Origin of the sequence: Paenibacillus sp. FSL K6-0108 (assembly GCF_045040695.1) — a bacterium.
Classification (GTDB): Bacteria; Bacillota; Bacilli; order Paenibacillales; family Paenibacillaceae; genus Paenibacillus; species Paenibacillus pabuli_B.
This window is the reverse complement of record NZ_CP150288.1, coordinates 1,678,069-1,694,093: the sequence shown is the minus strand read 5'-3', so window position 1 is coordinate 1,694,093 and position 16,025 is coordinate 1,678,069. Positions and strand designations below refer to the sequence as shown.

The 16,025-nt window shown below is 45.8% G+C and carries 18 protein-coding genes and 1 other annotated feature (1 of these 19 running past the window's edge); of the genes, 3 read left to right on the top strand and 15 right to left on the bottom strand.

The annotated features are described in order from the left end of the window. Positions 1-322: 322 nt before the first annotated feature. From MHB49_RS07665 to MHB49_RS07645, 5 genes are all read right to left on the bottom strand, one after another. Positions 323-844 (bottom strand): GNAT family N-acetyltransferase, encoded by a 522-nt coding sequence (locus MHB49_RS07665; RefSeq protein WP_405155673.1) that lies wholly within the window; start codon positions 842-844, stop codon positions 323-325. Between the two features lie 118 nt (positions 845-962). Continuing rightward, entirely contained in the window at positions 963-1,646 is a 684-nt protein-coding gene (locus tag MHB49_RS07660) for a hypothetical protein (protein ID WP_405157074.1), read from the bottom strand. A gap of 185 nt (positions 1,647-1,831) precedes the next feature. Further along, complete coding sequence (locus MHB49_RS07655) at positions 1,832-2,119, bottom strand: hypothetical protein (protein WP_247901283.1); 288 nt, start codon at positions 2,117-2,119, stop codon at positions 1,832-1,834. Between the two features lie 176 nt (positions 2,120-2,295). Next, entirely contained in the window at positions 2,296-2,784 is a 489-nt protein-coding gene (locus MHB49_RS07650; protein ID WP_405155672.1) for a DinB family protein, read from the bottom strand. 26 nt (positions 2,785-2,810) lie between these two features. Then, positions 2,811-3,737: a helix-turn-helix domain-containing protein gene (locus MHB49_RS07645; protein ID WP_405155671.1), complete on the bottom strand. Its 927-nt coding sequence runs from the start codon at positions 3,735-3,737 to the stop codon at positions 2,811-2,813. 296 nt (positions 3,738-4,033) lie between these two features. Between MHB49_RS07645 and MHB49_RS07640 the strand changes: the two genes are divergently transcribed. Both MHB49_RS07640 and MHB49_RS07635 read left to right on the top strand, forming a co-directional pair. Further along, positions 4,034-4,297, top strand: coding sequence for a DUF2642 domain-containing protein (locus tag MHB49_RS07640; protein ID WP_405155670.1), 264 nt, complete (start codon positions 4,034-4,036; stop codon positions 4,295-4,297). A 243-nt stretch (positions 4,298-4,540) separates the two neighbouring features. Then, positions 4,541-5,272 (top strand): hypothetical protein, encoded by a 732-nt coding sequence (locus tag MHB49_RS07635; protein WP_405155669.1) that lies wholly within the window; start codon positions 4,541-4,543, stop codon positions 5,270-5,272. Between the two features lie 224 nt (positions 5,273-5,496). On the opposite strand, the gene MHB49_RS07630 is transcribed toward MHB49_RS07635, so the two are convergent. The 8 genes from MHB49_RS07630 to MHB49_RS07595 all read right to left on the bottom strand — a co-directional run bounded on the left by MHB49_RS07630 (position 5,497) and on the right by MHB49_RS07595 (position 11,303). Continuing rightward, a complete protein-coding gene (locus MHB49_RS07630) occupies positions 5,497-5,733 on the bottom strand; it encodes a hypothetical protein (protein WP_405155668.1) in 237 nt (78 codons plus the stop codon). A gap of 121 nt (positions 5,734-5,854) precedes the next feature. Next, positions 5,855-7,486, bottom strand: coding sequence for a chaperonin GroEL (gene groL / locus MHB49_RS07625; RefSeq protein WP_405155667.1), 1,632 nt, complete (start codon positions 7,484-7,486; stop codon positions 5,855-5,857). A gap of 73 nt (positions 7,487-7,559) precedes the next feature. Next, on the bottom strand, positions 7,560-7,841 hold the full coding sequence (gene groES, locus MHB49_RS07620; protein WP_024630746.1) for a co-chaperone GroES: 282 nt from the start codon (positions 7,839-7,841) through the stop codon (positions 7,560-7,562). A gap of 457 nt (positions 7,842-8,298) precedes the next feature. Further along, positions 8,299-9,093: a twin-arginine translocase subunit TatC gene (gene tatC / locus MHB49_RS07615; protein ID WP_405155666.1), complete on the bottom strand. Its 795-nt coding sequence runs from the start codon at positions 9,091-9,093 to the stop codon at positions 8,299-8,301. A gap of 78 nt (positions 9,094-9,171) precedes the next feature. Further along, a complete protein-coding gene (locus MHB49_RS07610; protein ID WP_405155665.1) occupies positions 9,172-9,420 on the bottom strand; it encodes a twin-arginine translocase TatA/TatE family subunit in 249 nt (82 codons plus the stop codon). Positions 9,421-9,622: 202 nt separating this feature from the next. Beyond that, complete coding sequence (locus MHB49_RS07605; protein WP_024630749.1) at positions 9,623-10,108, bottom strand: molybdenum cofactor biosynthesis protein B; 486 nt, start codon at positions 10,106-10,108, stop codon at positions 9,623-9,625. Between the two features lie 37 nt (positions 10,109-10,145). Then, positions 10,146-10,649: a cyclic pyranopterin monophosphate synthase MoaC gene (moaC, locus tag MHB49_RS07600; RefSeq protein WP_405155664.1), complete on the bottom strand. Its 504-nt coding sequence runs from the start codon at positions 10,647-10,649 to the stop codon at positions 10,146-10,148. A 15-nt stretch (positions 10,650-10,664) separates the two neighbouring features. Further along, positions 10,665-11,303 (bottom strand): 5-formyltetrahydrofolate cyclo-ligase, encoded by a 639-nt coding sequence (locus MHB49_RS07595; protein WP_405155663.1) that lies wholly within the window; start codon positions 11,301-11,303, stop codon positions 10,665-10,667. 278 nt (positions 11,304-11,581) lie between these two features. On the opposite strand from MHB49_RS07595, the gene MHB49_RS07590 reads away from it, so the two are divergent. Next, positions 11,582-13,540, top strand: coding sequence for an ABC-F family ATP-binding cassette domain-containing protein (locus MHB49_RS07590; protein WP_405157073.1), 1,959 nt, complete (start codon positions 11,582-11,584; stop codon positions 13,538-13,540). A gap of 559 nt (positions 13,541-14,099) precedes the next feature. Here MHB49_RS07590 and MHB49_RS07585 read toward each other — a convergent pair. Together MHB49_RS07585 and MHB49_RS07580 are read right to left on the bottom strand one after the other, a co-directional pair. After that, entirely contained in the window at positions 14,100-15,656 is a 1,557-nt protein-coding gene (locus MHB49_RS07585) for a 2-isopropylmalate synthase (protein ID WP_247901274.1), read from the bottom strand. Beyond that, positions 15,625-15,870 carry a hypothetical protein gene (locus tag MHB49_RS07580; RefSeq protein ID WP_405155662.1) on the bottom strand — a complete coding sequence of 82 codons (246 nt, stop codon included), beginning with the start codon at positions 15,868-15,870 and terminating at the stop codon, positions 15,625-15,627. Before MHB49_RS07580 ends, MHB49_RS07585 begins: the two co-directional genes overlap by 32 nt. Further along, positions 15,871-16,025 (bottom strand) — a binding site (T-box leader); it runs 194 nt beyond the window's last position.

Sequence of the window (16,025 nt, the reverse complement as noted above, 5' to 3'; positions counted from 1 at the left end):
ATTATACCTTTGTTTATCTTTGTAAGTCAATAATAAACAGATAAATACACTTCATTTATTTTTGTTTAAGTTTGTTTATGTGTTTTATATGAAAAAAAAACAAAAAAATACCTCACCGGCGTCCGGCGAGGTCAGTCACACATCTATCTAACACGAGAAGGGGTTTACAAAAATAATCTTACCTCTGCTACCTTAATAGAAGCTGAAAATGAAATAAAAAAACGATGAAAACCCATTTACCAAAAAATTACGGTAACCCCTGCTATCCATTCAATCAAGCTATATATTTAAAGACTTTGCACTGCTCTGAATGGCCGATATATTACTCCTTTTTCAGTAAATAGGACGGGTGCATCAGTCCTGTCGGTTCATATCGCTCATCGCGTACATATTGGAATCCCAGCTTGGATAACATGTGACGTGACACTTCATTATCTGGATGATGCCCCGCAAACAACGCTTTAACCTTCCGTTCCCCAAATGCATAGTCAATCACCGCCCGTGCCGCCTCCATGGCGTAGCCCTTGCCCCAATTATCCCGGGTAAGATGAAATCCCAGTTCATATATCTCTTCTTCTGGAGAATAAGGGCGCAAACCACAGCAACCCACAAATACTTCCGAATCTTTCTCAAAGAGGGGCCAATATTGCACTCCCACCTCTTCTTGCCTTTTTATCTCCTGTGTCAACCGTGCTTCCACTTCATCCTCACTCAGAAATCCTTTGCTGCTAATCCACTTCGTTACCTCAGGATCTCCCCATAGAGCAGAAGCCAGAGCACGATCTTCTTCATTCCATGTCGAGAAAACGAGCCGCTCAGTTTCAAGAAAAGTTGTTCTTTTCATCGTCCAATAACCTCCTGTTTCACAACATCAGTCTACTAGTACTTCTACAATAAATTACTCGAATAGCTGCCTTAGTAAACAAAAATTTGTGTAGCCATTATATTACTAAAATTAATAGCTATAATTTCTGAGCCAGTTTCTCAAACTGATTGATATGAGGCTTAATCTCTTTTTCTACACTTTTGATAAAAGAACTAAATTGCTTCTGACTGAATTCATCCCCAACACCGACATCTTTGTATACTTTTCCTTTTTGATATGTAAATGAAAAGAAATAACCATCCTTCAATCCATCTAAAATATTTCCGGCATCTCCCAAAATTTTAAGACTCATATTTGAATCCTTGTAAACAAAAGAATAAGGAGGGTCTGCCACAGTAATATGTCGAACCTCATACCCTGTAATCCACTGATCTTTCGTAAATGTTCCGGTTTGGATTCTTGCTTCCTGCATTTCACCTGTCAGCGAAATTTCTTTAATAAGCAACTCACCCTTCCCTTCTTTTTTATCATTCTTCCAGAACCCCTCATATTTAAGCTCAGTAATGCTGTCCTCTCCACGTGTAACTACTTTATACGTACCTTGTCCTGAACGTTTTCCTGCTATCCAGTTTCCCTTATAAGTCTTGCTCTTTCCCCAGGTCATCGTCCCATAGCCATGAGGCTTGCCATTCTTGGTTTCACCATAATAAGTGACTCCATTTCCAAGCTCCAAAGTACTCATTGAAGAGGCTGCATCCGAAGCGTGCGGAGACATGAACAATGATAAACACAAGGTCAATCCTAAAACGTACAACAACATCTTTTTCAAAATTCAATCTCCCTTTCGTTTTGATATAAGAATATCGATCATTCTTATAACAACTACTTAAATTTATAAATACCCTAGTATAATATCACTTCCACCCCAGATACATCCACAAAAAAAAGAGAAAAACCTCTGCCGACAACCCGTCCGACAGAGGTTCACAAAGCATGCTGCATTCATTAGAAATCAGCTGTTGCGATTTGAATCGTGCCTGTTGAAGCACCTGACGGAGTCGTCAACAAAGCAGCTACGAGCAGCAAATCAACAGACAACGTAAGGCTGTTGCCAGCAGGGATCAAATACGTGATCACTGGAGCATCAACACGAGTCACAACCAGGTCTACCGGGAACGGACCATTATTGTTCACTGTGATGCTGGCATTCGTGCCCCCAGCAAGGTTCTCATAATACGATTTACCCACGCTTGCAGCCAAAGCATAGAACTGTTGCGGTAAAAGGATGGCCATGGAAATCACCTCCTTTTGCTTTGATACGGTATTCTATGCCTGGAATCTATTAATGTAACGGTAAAATGACCGTGTGATAACGTCCATTTTGATAGAGATGCTAGACTAAAGTAATCAAAAAGCCCCGCCAGATCATCCGGCGAAGCTACTTACATGAAACTTATATTTTAAGATTACTAAGCATACAGCATGAAAAAGTTCAACTCATGCCCCTGCTGTTTGAGGTAATTATACAACTGTGAACGGTGATGGAATACATGTGTTAGCGTCTCAATTTGCCATTGAGCCTGCAAATGACCATGCTCCATATAGAAAGCTTTGGTTGAGCGGTTCAACAGATCCTCTTCGCTCAGTGATACAATATAAGCCTTGTAGGCTTCCAAATTGCTCCAAAGTGCTGCCTCCAGTTTTTCAACATCTTCGATCCCTGCCAGGCTATTCTCTACCAAACCAACCTCCGCTTCACTCTTCTCCTGCATAATCGCAAGGTCCGACGCGGTGATCTGAATAAAATGATGGACCAGTTCTACCAAAGAACGCATATTGTCCTGCGGGCGATAAGCCCAATCTTCTGGTCGGATCAGGCGGATTAAGCTCGCCCCTGTACGTACTCCCGTCTCCAATTCACGGAGCAGATGATCCCGAATTTGCAATGTTCCATTCATATATGATATCTCCTTTACTATTATTCTCACGTTTTTAGCATAACGGATTGACCAGCCGATTTATTGTACAAATCGGACAAGATCAGATGATGTTCTTTGGCTGCTGTCAGCGGGGTATCTCCATAGAACTTGCGGAATTGACGAATCAGATGGGCTTGGTCAAAAAAGCCATGATTCAGAGCCAGTGCTGCCCCATCCGCCTCATGCCCCTGATGAATATTGCCCAGGACACGGTGAAAACGAACCACCTCACTAAATCGCTTTGGACTAATCCCAACCCATTCTGCGAACTTCCGATGCAGCTGGCGTTCACTGACAACCTCTCGCATTGCCAGCTCGCTGACACTCATACGTCCCCCATTGATAAAGATGCGATACAACGCGTTCTTCATCAAATCGTTCTCGTAAGTGTTGGTTTGCACGGACAGCGGACTCAGATAGGCATTCATAACCTGAACTCGTTCTTCAAAGGTTTTTGTTCCAGCCATCCGCTCCTGAAGCTCATTCAATCGGACTGGCCAACATTCCTCAAGCGGAATTCGCATGTCCGTAAATCCTTCCAATGGCAAACCGTGAAAGACGTACGCCCCACCTGGAAAAAAACGTACGCCAAATGTGTAATCTGCAGAAGGATTTACATCAGATGCCTTAGGCACAGCGAATGGATGTGAATAATTTCCACAGTAGGCGTAGGAATGAGCCGAGCGGACCGAGTCGTATGAAATCAGCATGTCCGTGCAGCCATCCGGCAATACCCGAGCGGGCACGGATACAGGTTCCTGATCTTGCTCCCCCAGGTGCGGAATAGAACCCGATTCCCAATAACAGGCTACATGAGCCATAAGGGAAATAGAAGGTATTTGCTCAATATAATACGTGTTTCTAACTGTCCCATTCATCTGAATGGGTCTGAACAGCGGATGCAGGCTGGAGTCCACGGACCATCCCTCCATTACGGGCATTTATGTATTCATCTATCATACCATCAACCGATGAAATGAAGAAAAAAAGTGCCCCGCCGGACAATCCGACAGGGCTAGTCACACATCTATTTAACACGAGAAGGGGTTTACAAGACTTATCTTACCCTTGCTACCTTAATGGAATCTGAAATGAAGATGAAAAGAAGATCAATTTTTATGTGCTGTTCAGCGAAACTCTGTGATTGGATTCCAAAGTAGGCAAACGCCCAGTCATTTGGGTAGGCAATCGCATAGGATACCGTATAAATGATTTGGGAGGTTTTTTCTTGAATAATTATCCAATGATGCATCCAATGGCTAACTCACATTATGTGCCCCACATGCCTCATAACATTGTCGTTCATCCAGTGGATCATTGCGTAGTCGAAAGTCTGATGTCCCTGGTGGGAAAAGTGGTTATACTGGAAACGACTCGTGGTAGACTGGATGGATGTGTGGTTACTGTTAAACATGACCATGTTGTACTGGAGGAAAGAAACAGAAAATTCTTCGTGCGTATTGCCGAGATCGTCTGGATCATGGCTGATTAGATAGCAATTAAGGCTAACGAACTGACAGCTACTTAAAAGGAAGATTAGACCACACTTAAGAGATGGTTCCTGTATTGCATAGGGGTCATCTCTTTAGTCTGCTCGCCTTCATTAGTGTACAAGTAACAGAATAGCTGGCCGTATGCCAGCAGTCTTTTTTAAAATGGCGAGTACGGGTTTAAAGTTTTCCAAAGGAACACTATAATGAGGGTACGAAATAACAATGTATTACGAGGTGAGAATTTGAAATATCTGTTTACAATACTATTTATCCTAGGCTTTATGGCTTTCTTCGTATTTCTTGTTTTGATGGTCTTATCCATAAGAAAACATAACCAAATAGCGGTAAGGCATGTGATGCTAACAGCGGCATGTTTTGTAATTGCTTCAATAGGAATGTATGGCATGCTGGCTTTATCTTCAAATCCTCCGCAATCATCCGGGACAAATCCGACGGAGAAACACGAATCTGGCCCAGCTATAACAGAGAAAGATTATGCACCTCTAGACCAAACGAATGCCTCTGGCTTACATATAACCACGGACGAATTCAAAAACAAGTTTAATGGCGCCGTGGGCAAATACCGACTAAATGGTTTGAGTATTACCCGCTTGAATATGAAAGAATCATCAGGCCAGGACACTGGCGCTTTCGAATATGTATTCAATGATGATTTACGATTGGTTGGTAATTTAAATTCAGATCAAAAAGTTCAAGACGTCAGGTTGTACAGGACTGGTGATGTCAGCGAACCAACGGGTGGAATCTTTCTGACTGCTATCGCTACACTTATTCTGACAACCAATAATGAGTACACGTATAATGATGCGCAAGACGTGATTCAGGACATTGGCATATTGGATCGCGACGTAAACCAGAGTGAATTTGATGGAGCGACTGTCCGTAATGAATTTGAATATCGCTTCATCATTCGAGACGATATTTCTACTTTTGGAATAACAACTGTTGAGTGAATTGCAAATGTGCAAACCAGTCTTTCAGTAGGAACGACTCAACATCCCTTCTTCCCTTCTTCCCTTCTTTAGACTTCTTTAGACTTCGTTAGCCTCTCCTTTATATCCTCACCTGCATCTGAATAAAGAAAGGCTCCCAAGTGGGAGCCTTTAAACTAATGACGAACATAAGTTGTTAACCTGCCTGTTAACAACAAAGCTATGTATGGTATACTCAATGATTACTACCTCGTGTATCGATCGATGTCATCGATCGCAGCTTGATGCTCTCTTCTGTGATGATCTTCATGCTGACGAACGTCGTTTTTTAACTTTGCTAAGAATCCCCATCCCATAAAAGCAAGTAAAAGCACGGTAATCAAAGCATAAGCGAAGCTATATAGATTCATATAAAAGTTGATAAAAATTGCAGCGAGCATCAAGCCTAGAATCCATAGTGTCCACTTTGTACCCTTCTTCAATTAATCTCCTCCTCCGTGGCAAGATATCATTTTAAAGCACGCCACCACCTGATTAAATGGAAAAAGGCTCCCGAGAGGGAGCCTTTTCTCTACCGGCATTAAAAGGTTTTTACACCTTTTATTACATCATGCCGCCCATTCCACCCATACCGCCCATATCAGGAGCGCCAGCAGCGCCTGCAGGTTCTGGCTTGTCAGCGATGACCGCTTCAGTAGTCAAGAACATTGCTGCTACGGAAGCAGCGTTTTGCAGAGCAGAACGAGTTACTTTCGCAGGGTCAACGATACCCGCTTCGATCATGTTAACCCACTCGCCAGTAGCTGCGTTGTAACCTACGCCTACTTGCTCTTTTTTCAGACGTTCCACGATGACGGAACCTTCTTCGCCAGCGTTAGCTGCGATTGTGCGGATTGGTGATTCCAGTGCTTTCAGCACGATGTTTACACCTGTTTGCTCGTCACCGGACAGAGCTACACCAGCAACCGCTTGATATACGTTCAGGAGCGCAGTACCACCACCGGATACGATACCTTCTTCAACCGCAGCGCGAGTTGCGTTCAGGGCATCTTCGATGCGCAGTTTGCGTTCTTTCAATTCAGTTTCAGTAGCCGCACCGACTTTGATTACCGCTACGCCGCCGGACAATTTAGCCAGACGCTCTTGCAGTTTCTCTTTGTCGAACTCGGAAGTTGTTTCTTCCAGTTGTGTACGGATTTGGCTAACACGAGCATCGATATCGGATTTGTTACCAGCACCGTCAACGATGATTGTGTTTTCTTTGGTTACACGGATTTGGCGAGCTGTACCCAGTTGTTCCACAACAGCGGATTTCAGGTCCAGACCCAGTTCTTCCGTGATCACTTGGCCACCAGTAAGGGCAGCGATATCTTGCAGCATGGCTTTACGACGGTCACCAAAGCCAGGAGCTTTAACAGCTACAGCGTTGAATGTACCACGCAGTTTGTTCACAACCAGCATCGCCAGTGCTTCGCCTTCGATATCTTCAGCGATCAATACGAGTGGTTTGCCTTGTTGTACGATTTTCTCAAGCAATGGCAGGATGTCCTGTGTGCTGGAGATTTTTTTATCCGTGATCAGGATGTACGGGTTGTCCAGAACAGCTTCCATTTTGTCCGTATCCGTGATCATGTATGGAGAGATGTAACCGCGGTCGAATTGCATCCCTTCAACCACTTCCAGCTCCGTTGCGAATCCACGGGATTCTTCAACTGTGATTACGCCGTCTTTGCCCACTTTTTCCATAGCTTCAGCGATCAGTTCGCCTACTTCTTCGTCAGCTGCAGAGATTGCAGCAACTTGTGCGATGGATTGTTTGCCTTCAACCGGTTTGGAGATGGCTTGAAGTTCAGCAACTGCAGCTTTAACCGCTTTGTCGATCCCTTTACGGATACCGATTGGGCTAGCGCCTGCAGTTACGTTTTTCAGACCTTCTGTGATCAGCGCTTGAGCCAATACAGTTGCAGTTGTTGTACCGTCACCGGCAACATCGTTTGTTTTGGTTGCTACTTCTTTAACCAGTTGTGCACCCATGTTCTCGAATGCATCTTCCAGTTCGATTTCTTTAGCAATCGTTACACCGTCATTGGTGATAAGCGGGCTTCCGAATTTTTTCTCCAGAACCACGTTACGGCCTTTAGGACCGAGTGTTACTTTAACTGCATTAGCCAATGCATCCACACCACGAAGCATGGAACGACGAGCGTCTTCACTGAATTTAATGTCTTTAGCCATGGTAAGAAAACCTCCCTAGTATATTGTGTAAAATGGTACTGCTATATGGTTCGGTTAACCGATTAAATTTGAATTAGTCGAGAATCGCGTGAATATCGCTTTCTTTCATAATCAAATATTCTTTACCTTCGAACTTAATTTCTGTACCGGCATATTTGGAGAAAATAACGCGATCTCCTTCTTTCACTTCCAGAGCTACACGTACTCCGTCTTTCAATACTCCGGCGCCAACAGCAATAATTTTACCCTCTTGCGGTTTTTCTTTAGCGGAGTCCGGCAGTACGATCCCGAAAGAAGTTGTTTGCTCTTGCTCCAGTGGTTCTACCAATACGCGTTCACCTAAAGGTCTGATCATGAAAAATAGCCTCCTTTTGAAATTATATAACGTTGCATTTGTAGGTTGTAGCCATATGTATTAGCACTCGACAGTGTTTAGTGCTAACAACCAACTTTATGATACTTCAACTTGAAGTATGATTTCAAGTCCTTTTCATGAATTCCTGCGAGATTTTACGTTGTATTTACACCAAACCAACCAAATACCACCCGGATTACCTTCGCAAATGTCATAATTATCATATAACTTATTCCATAGAATCGTAAGACCTCCTGCAACGTTCTCAGGAGCCCTTTTCCATTGTATCCATTGTTGAACATAATATGCCTGCTTGTCCCGTCCGCCGAAATATTTCACTGTATAGGTTATCGCCCCTCTTATCCCGGGGAAGAACCAATCGCCTTTTCCCGGGAAGGGCATCACGCCAAGGATTAACTGTTTAACCGTTTCAAATGCGGATAAAATTTCTCTCTTGTTATACTACGCTCTGCTTATCCTCGGTCTTATCCTCGGCACGGATGTAACGGGATTCAACTTCTGCATCAGCAGCAAGCTGTTTACGATACACAAAGCCAGACAGAAACACACTGATTTCATATAACAGGAGCAAGGGGATCATCACAAGAAAATCGGAAATAAAGTCAGGCGGTGTGACCACGACCGCAATGAAGATCAGCACAAAATAAGCGACTCTGCGCATTTTGCGAAGCCGGATCGGATTCAATATCCGCAGTCCTGTCAGGAACATAATGATTAGTGGAAGTTCGAACAACAGGGATACCGGCAGTACTATTCCAAACAAAAAACTAAAATACTGCTTCATTCCGTAGGTCTCAACAAGCCCCATTTTTTCCGTAATCGATGAAGTAAAAGAAAGTGCCATCGGGAAAACAACATAGTATGAGAAAGCCAACCCGATCAGAAATAACAGAAATACATAAGGCACATACTTCAGCGTGGCTTTCCGCTCACGCGGCCGGAGACCTGGACTGACAAACTTCCAGAGCTGAAACACCGTAAACGGCAGCGTAATGACCAGTGAGAACAGACCGGCAATCTTCATGTAGATGCCAATCCCGTCCCAAAACGAGAATGCATGCAGCACAAACCCCTGAGCAGTCTCTGCCTTTGTCAGATATTGATACACCGGGTCCGCCACCAGAAAGCCTGCCACCAGCCCCAAAATAAAAATGCTCAACACATACATCAGCCGCTTGCGCAGCTCACTCAAATGTTCTGTAAGCGTCATTTCTTCCTTCTGCTGCGTCATGCCTGCCCCCCATTGTTGCCAGCTTAAAATACAAAACCCTTCCGGCAGGAAGGGATTTCTCTTTCATTGCCGTCAAAGTTATTCCGGCAGGCGTTTATCCTCAGGCTTGTCTGCAGATGCAATCTCAGATGCCATTGGCTTCGCCTTTTCCTGCTCCTTGCGACTAGATGAATCATCATCCGAAATAATCTCACGTGCGCCTTCTTTGAATTCACGGAAAGTGCGACCGACTGCCCGCCCCAATTCTGGAAGCTTGTTGGGTCCAAACAAAAGCAGCGCGATAACGGCCAGCAAAATAAAACCTGTTGGTCCAATGGAACTAAACATTGATATTATTCCTCCTCGTTTCAAGCTTCAAAGATGCACACGCTTGGCCATAGGCTCATGGATGTCTTTGCTTCATTTTGAATTATGTCAATCATACCATAGATGTAACCACTTACATAACCCACATTATTCACAAAAGAGACCTCGACATCCAATCATTTTTTCACGCTTGATTTCACACCCGCTACTGTATGTTTCTCGTTTATTGCTTGAACTGACCCGTAACCATCAACAGCGCTTCCGGAAGCTGGTCCATAATAGCCGCCAAATGCTCATGCACACCCTTCGGGGTACCTGGCAGGTTGACAATCAGTGTACGTCCGCGAATGCCGCATACGCCACGGAACAGCATCGCAGAACGATTTTTGCCCATAACACTGTATCTCATGGCTTCAGCCATGCCTGGAACTTCCCGTTCAATGACCCGCCGGGTCGCTTCCGGCGTAATATCACGAATCGCAAGCTCCGTCCCACCCGTAGTCAATACCAAATCAGCGTGAAAATAATCCGTCATCTCAATCAAAGCCGCGATAATCTCATCGGGTTCATCCGGAACGATGCGGTACTCCACGATTTCCCCACCCAGTTCTTCTTCCACAAGTTCCCGGATCACTTGGGCACTCGTATCCTCACGTTCCCCGCGGGCCCCTTTGTCGCTGGCTGTCAGGATTGCTGTTCTCCACACCATAAAGATCACCCTTCTCCTCTATGAAAATAAATGTCCTTTATCGGCTGAAATCGCCGTTTTTGCCACCACTCTTAGAATTCAGCATGGTTGGACCGATAATCATATCTTTTTGCATGGCTTTACACATGTCATAGATCGTCAGTGCCGCTGCCGACGCCGCCGTGAGCGCCTCCATCTCGACACCAGTCTTTCCTTCGGTTTTCACCGTAACTTCAATCTGCAATTCATCGACACCGTTGTCATGAAAACGGATATCCACACCCGTTAATGCCAATGGATGGCACATCGGAATCCAATCCGATGTCTTCTTGGCACCTTGAATGCCCGCAATTTGGGCCACAGCCAGAACGTCACCTTTGCCGATGCGGCCCTCCCGAATGGCTTCAAGCGTTGCCGGATTCATCGTCACTTTGGATACCGCCACAGCTGTACGCACAGTACTTTCTTTACCCGAAATATCAACCATCCGAGCACGTCCCTGTTCATTAAAATGAGTCAGTTTTGTACCTGAAGTCTGGTCGTTATTCGCTTCTGAATTCAATCACATCACAACCCTTTATTCGATATGTAATATACCTTCGGTTGTTATCAACAGATCCATACGCAGATCAAGCGGGTCCATCGGAATTTCATCTTGAAGCTGGCCTGGCAATACCAATGCAGCCATCCGCGGTCTTTTGTCCGTCATCGCACATTTCGCTGCGAGTGTCTCGGCAAAACGATCATAATAACCGCCGCCATACCCAATGCGCCCTCCGTGAAGGTCATAGCCCAGCCCCGGTACGATGACAAGATCGATATCCGGCCAGCTTTCAGGTGGCAGCACTTCACAGGAATCTTTGGGCTCAGGTATCCCCCATATTCCCGGCAGAATATCATGTTCACCCATGATACGCCGCAACTCCATGCGAGCCGGATTCGCCAGCACTTTCGGTGCCAGCATCCGATCTCCATGCTTCCAGCCTTCTTCAAACAAAAAGGCCGTAGAGGCTTCGCTTCCATAAGACAAATAGCTGAAAATCATAAGCCGCTTGTTGCCCAGCTTCCATTTGTCCCGTCTAAGGCGCTCCAGCTCCCGCTTCGTCACATGATTAATCTCATTCATCGCCTGCTGACGTATGCTTTCATCCATCAGATCCCGGCTCTGTCTCAGCTTGGAACGAAGACGGCTTTTCTGTTCCGTATGATCCTGCATGTCCTTGAATAACCTCCTGTTGATCGGGAAGGTAAACCAGCTCTCCATTTAAACCATTTATATGTTATGCACCAGTTGTCATCGTGTTGGAATCGTTAAAATGATTCATTTTCTGCAAAATCCTCATGTATTAACATGCCTTCTTTCAGTTTATCATTGATTGACCAAAAAGACTACACGCCCCAGGCACTCCTAATCGGTGCATTTGCTCTGTATTTCATGTAAACTGGGATGTAGTTGTCAAATCAAGAACTGGACCTATGGAGGAACTTAATTTTATGCTGCTGCAAGTATCCGGAATTATCAAACGTTTTGGTGTCGATCCAATCCTGGACGGCGTGAACTTACAAATATTAGAACGCGAGCGCATCGGCCTCGTTGGTGTTAACGGCGCAGGGAAATCCACTTTGCTCAAAATTGTGGCCGGAGAAATGTCCTACGATGGTGGACAGATTTTCAAATCCAAGGAAACAACGCTTGGTTATCTCGCCCAGAACAGCGGACTTCAATCCGATCGCTCCATATGGGAAGAAATGATGAACGTATTCGCCCATCTGACCGAGGCTGAAGCGGATTTACGTCAGATGGAACAGGATATTGCTGACCCCGCACAGATGGAAGATGAAAAAAAGTATGCCGATCTGCTTGAACGTTATGCCAAACGCTCGGACTGGTTCAAGGATCATGGCGGTTATGAGATGGAGACACGCATTCGCAGTGTACTGCACGGGATGGGCTTCGGTGAATTTTCACCAGATACCCCAATTGCCACACTGAGCGGTGGGCAAAAGACACGTCTTGCACTTGCTCGCATTTTGCTTCAGGCTCCTGACTTGCTCATGCTGGACGAGCCTACCAACTATCTTGACATCGCCACCCTCACATGGCTTGAAGATTATCTCAGAGGTTATTCCGGTGCGCTGCTGGTTGTATCCCATGACCGGTATTTCCTTGACCGGCTTGTCACGACCATTGTGGAGATCGAACGGCACCGCTCCAAAAAATATACGGGCAATTACAGCCGATACATGGAACTGAAAGCTGCCGAGTACGAAAGTCAGATGAAGCAATACGAGAAACAGCAGGATGAAATCTCCAAAATGGAGGAGTTTGTCCAGAAAAATATCGTCCGTGCTTCAACAACCAAACGGGCACAAAGCCGCCGCAAGGCACTCGAAAAGATGGATCGGCTCGATAAACCAATGGGAGATCTGAAGAAAGCTCACTTTTCTTTTGAAACAGCTGTCATGTCCGGCAAGGAAGTGCTTCGTGTGAATCAGCTTTCCGTTGCCTACGATGAGGCTTCGCCGTTGTTCCGCAATGTGTCTTTTGATCTTAGACGTGGGGAAACGGTTGCTTTGATTGGTCCGAACGGTATTGGTAAATCCACCATGCTGAAATGTCTCACCGGAAGTTTGCGTCCTGTAAGCGGTGAGATCCAATGGGGTACCAAGGTGCAGATTGGCTATTATGATCAGGAGCAGACAGGACTTAATCCTTCCAATACGGTATTGGAAGAGCTCTGGAGTGCCTATCCAGGCATGGAGGAAGCGCGAATCCGTACGGTGCTCGGCAACTTCCTGTTCAGTGGAGATGATGTACTCAAAAAAATCTCATCGCTTAGTGGTGGAGAAAAAGCACGTGTTTCCCTCTCCAAGCTCATGCTTAAGGAAGCCAACATGCTCATTCTGGATGAGCCTACGAACCATCTCGACCTGTTCGCCAAAGAAGTGCTTGAAGCGGCGCTAATGGACTATGAAGGCACATTGCTGTTCATCTCCCATGACCGGTATTTCCTCAATAAAATGGCTGAGCGTATTGTCGAACTGCATCCCGGTGGGACAGAGCATTACCTCGGTAATTATGATGATTATGTGGAGAAGAAACAGGAGCTTGAGGATATTGCCCGCGAAGCTGCGGAAGCACGCCTTGCCTCTTCCAAAAAATCAGCTCAATCCGAACCAGCCCTACATGCAATCGAGAAATCCGGTGCCGCCTCATTCGAAGCGGACAAGCAGGCCAAGCGCGAAGAACGAAACCGCCAGCGCAAGCAGGAAGCTCTGGAACAACAGATTGCGAAGCTGGAAACGGAGATTACGGAGCTTGAGGCACAGATGGCTCTGCCTGAAATCTATCAGGATTATATGAAGCTGCAAGAGCTTCAAGAAAAAGCTGAGGATCACAAACTTCAACTTGCCAAGGCTTATGAAGAGTGGGAAGAGTTAGCTCTGGAATAGGACTGTCCCATCCCCCGTTCCGTATACTCCTCTACTATCCTTCTACTGGAATAAGTAAGAATATTAAAAGCTGATTCCTTGACGGGATCAGCTTTTTTATTAATGATAAACGTAGAGTTTTGACAAGGGTGTTTTCATAATTGTCAAATCCACTCGAATCATGGAAATTATTTTTCTGTTGATTACCCTCCCCTTTATCCACAAGAAAGCAATATAGCAAGCAACTTAATCAACTTAATTATACGGCGGTAGAATAGCTTTTTCTGCATAAAAACCATATTTATCCACCAAGTTATCCACGTTATCCACAACTTTGTGGATATATAAGGGAACCTCTATCCCCTAAATGCTTTGATTTTCGAAAACATTACGGGTTTGGGTTTGTTATAGTTACCCACAAATTATCCTGAATATGTGGATAACTCTAATCACACCTTGACAAACCTATCCTATCCCTCATATTTTTTCTCCTATAAAAAGACAAAAGCAGACCTCTGTAATTCAGGCCTGCCTCTGCCTTGCTTTTGATCACAACGTTATGTGATGTGCTGAAGTAATATTACGCGTGCACCGGTTCATCACTTTCAGTAGATTCCGCCTTTAGTCCGGCTGCATTGCAAGCTGCTACATACGCTAAACCGGCGGCCATGACAATATCATTATGAGTGGCAGTTCCCCTGAATTCACGGCCTGCACGCTCCACCGTAACTGCAGCTTCCGCGCTCGCAGCCTCTCCTCCGCTCAGTGCATGCATCTCCATGTCGACAAAGGTAATATCGTCTGAAATACTCTGTCCAATCGCACGAATGGTCGCATCTACCGGACCACCGCCAACCGCAGAATAGGATTGCTCCCCTGCGCTCGTGCGAATACGAACAGCTGCCATTCGATCCGTCATGCTGCCTGCTGTTACCTGCAATTCAACCAGTTCATAATCCTGGGCAGGAATATTCATGGTCTGGCTTACCATCTGCAATAACTGGTCATCACTAACCACTTTCTGTTGATCGGCAGTTTCTTTAAATACCTCATACAGTTGTTCCATTTGCTGCTCATCCGGCTCAAAGCCATATTTGCGAACCCGATCTTTCAAAGCATGGCGCCCGGAATGTTTGCCCAGAATAATCATGCTGCGGGGAATCCCCAGCGCTTCCGGGTCCATAATCTCATACGTACTCCGGTTCTTGAGCAATCCATCCTGGTGAATACCAGACTCATGCTGGAAGGCATTACGCCCTACCACCGGTTTGTTGTATGCAATTGGGAAATGCATCGCTCGGCTAATCTGACGGGATGTCTCATACATTTGGTTCAGTCTGATATTCGTTGTTGCACCAATGGCGTCTCCGCGCGTCTCCAGAGCCATAATCAGTTCCTCCAGGGCACAGTTGCCCGTCCGCTCCCCCACACCGTTGATGGTTACTTCAATCTGGGAAGCACCGTTGGCAATTGCAGCCAGACTGTTAGCAACCGCGAGCCCCAAGTCATTATGACAGTGAGCGCTGTAACGTACCTTATCTCCACCTCTTGCACCCTCACGTACCTGACGGAACATCTCTCCATATTCATGCGGCAGTGCGTACCCAACCGTATCTGGCAAATTGATAATACTTGCCCCCGCTTCAATGGCGACTTCAACCATTTCGATCAGATCATCCATCTTTGTACGAGCCGCATCCATGGCGGTGAATTCCACAATATCCGTGAACTGACGTGCATAGGAGACCATTTCCCGGGCAGTAGCCACGACTTCACTACGCGGACGACGCAGTTGATGCTCAATATGGATGTCCGAAGAGGAGATAAACAGGTGAATACGGCGGCGCGCTGCGTCAGCGGTTGCCCGAACGGCTGCATCAATATCCCCTTTGACCGCACGTGCGAATCCGCAAATCTCCACGTTTTGCAGTTGTCTGGAAATCGCCTGAACCGCCGCGAACTCACCTGGACTTGAGATCGGGAATCCAGGCTCGATGACGTCAATGCCCAGAGAAGCCAACTGATGTGCCAATTCAATTTTTTGCTCAGGCTGCAGACTCGCTCCCGGTGCCTGTTCCCCATCGCGCAGTGTTGTATCAAAAATCTCAATCATGCGTTTGTTGTTGTTCGTTGTCATCTTCATCAACCTCCATCAAATTTGGATATATATTGGATTTTGGGGAACGGAACAAGGCGTTCACTTCCCGTTTTCTATGTTTATTCATTTCGCATTCCATGCCGATGTGCACGTCGACTTGCACGCCGTGTGTATTTCCTTTTTCACCATGATTCTGGATTTCCCATTGCCCACCCTGCTGCCGGCAGCAAACACAAATAACCCGCCATCTCATCTAAGAGACGGCGGGTTATTATCCCCTCCGCGGTACCACTCTTGCTTGATGGTCCAGGCTTGCGCCAGGCACCATCCACCTCGTCGTCTCCGGCCTAGATCCATTGCAGCTGCGTACACCTCGCAACACGCACAACCGATCCAGCCGGAGAAACA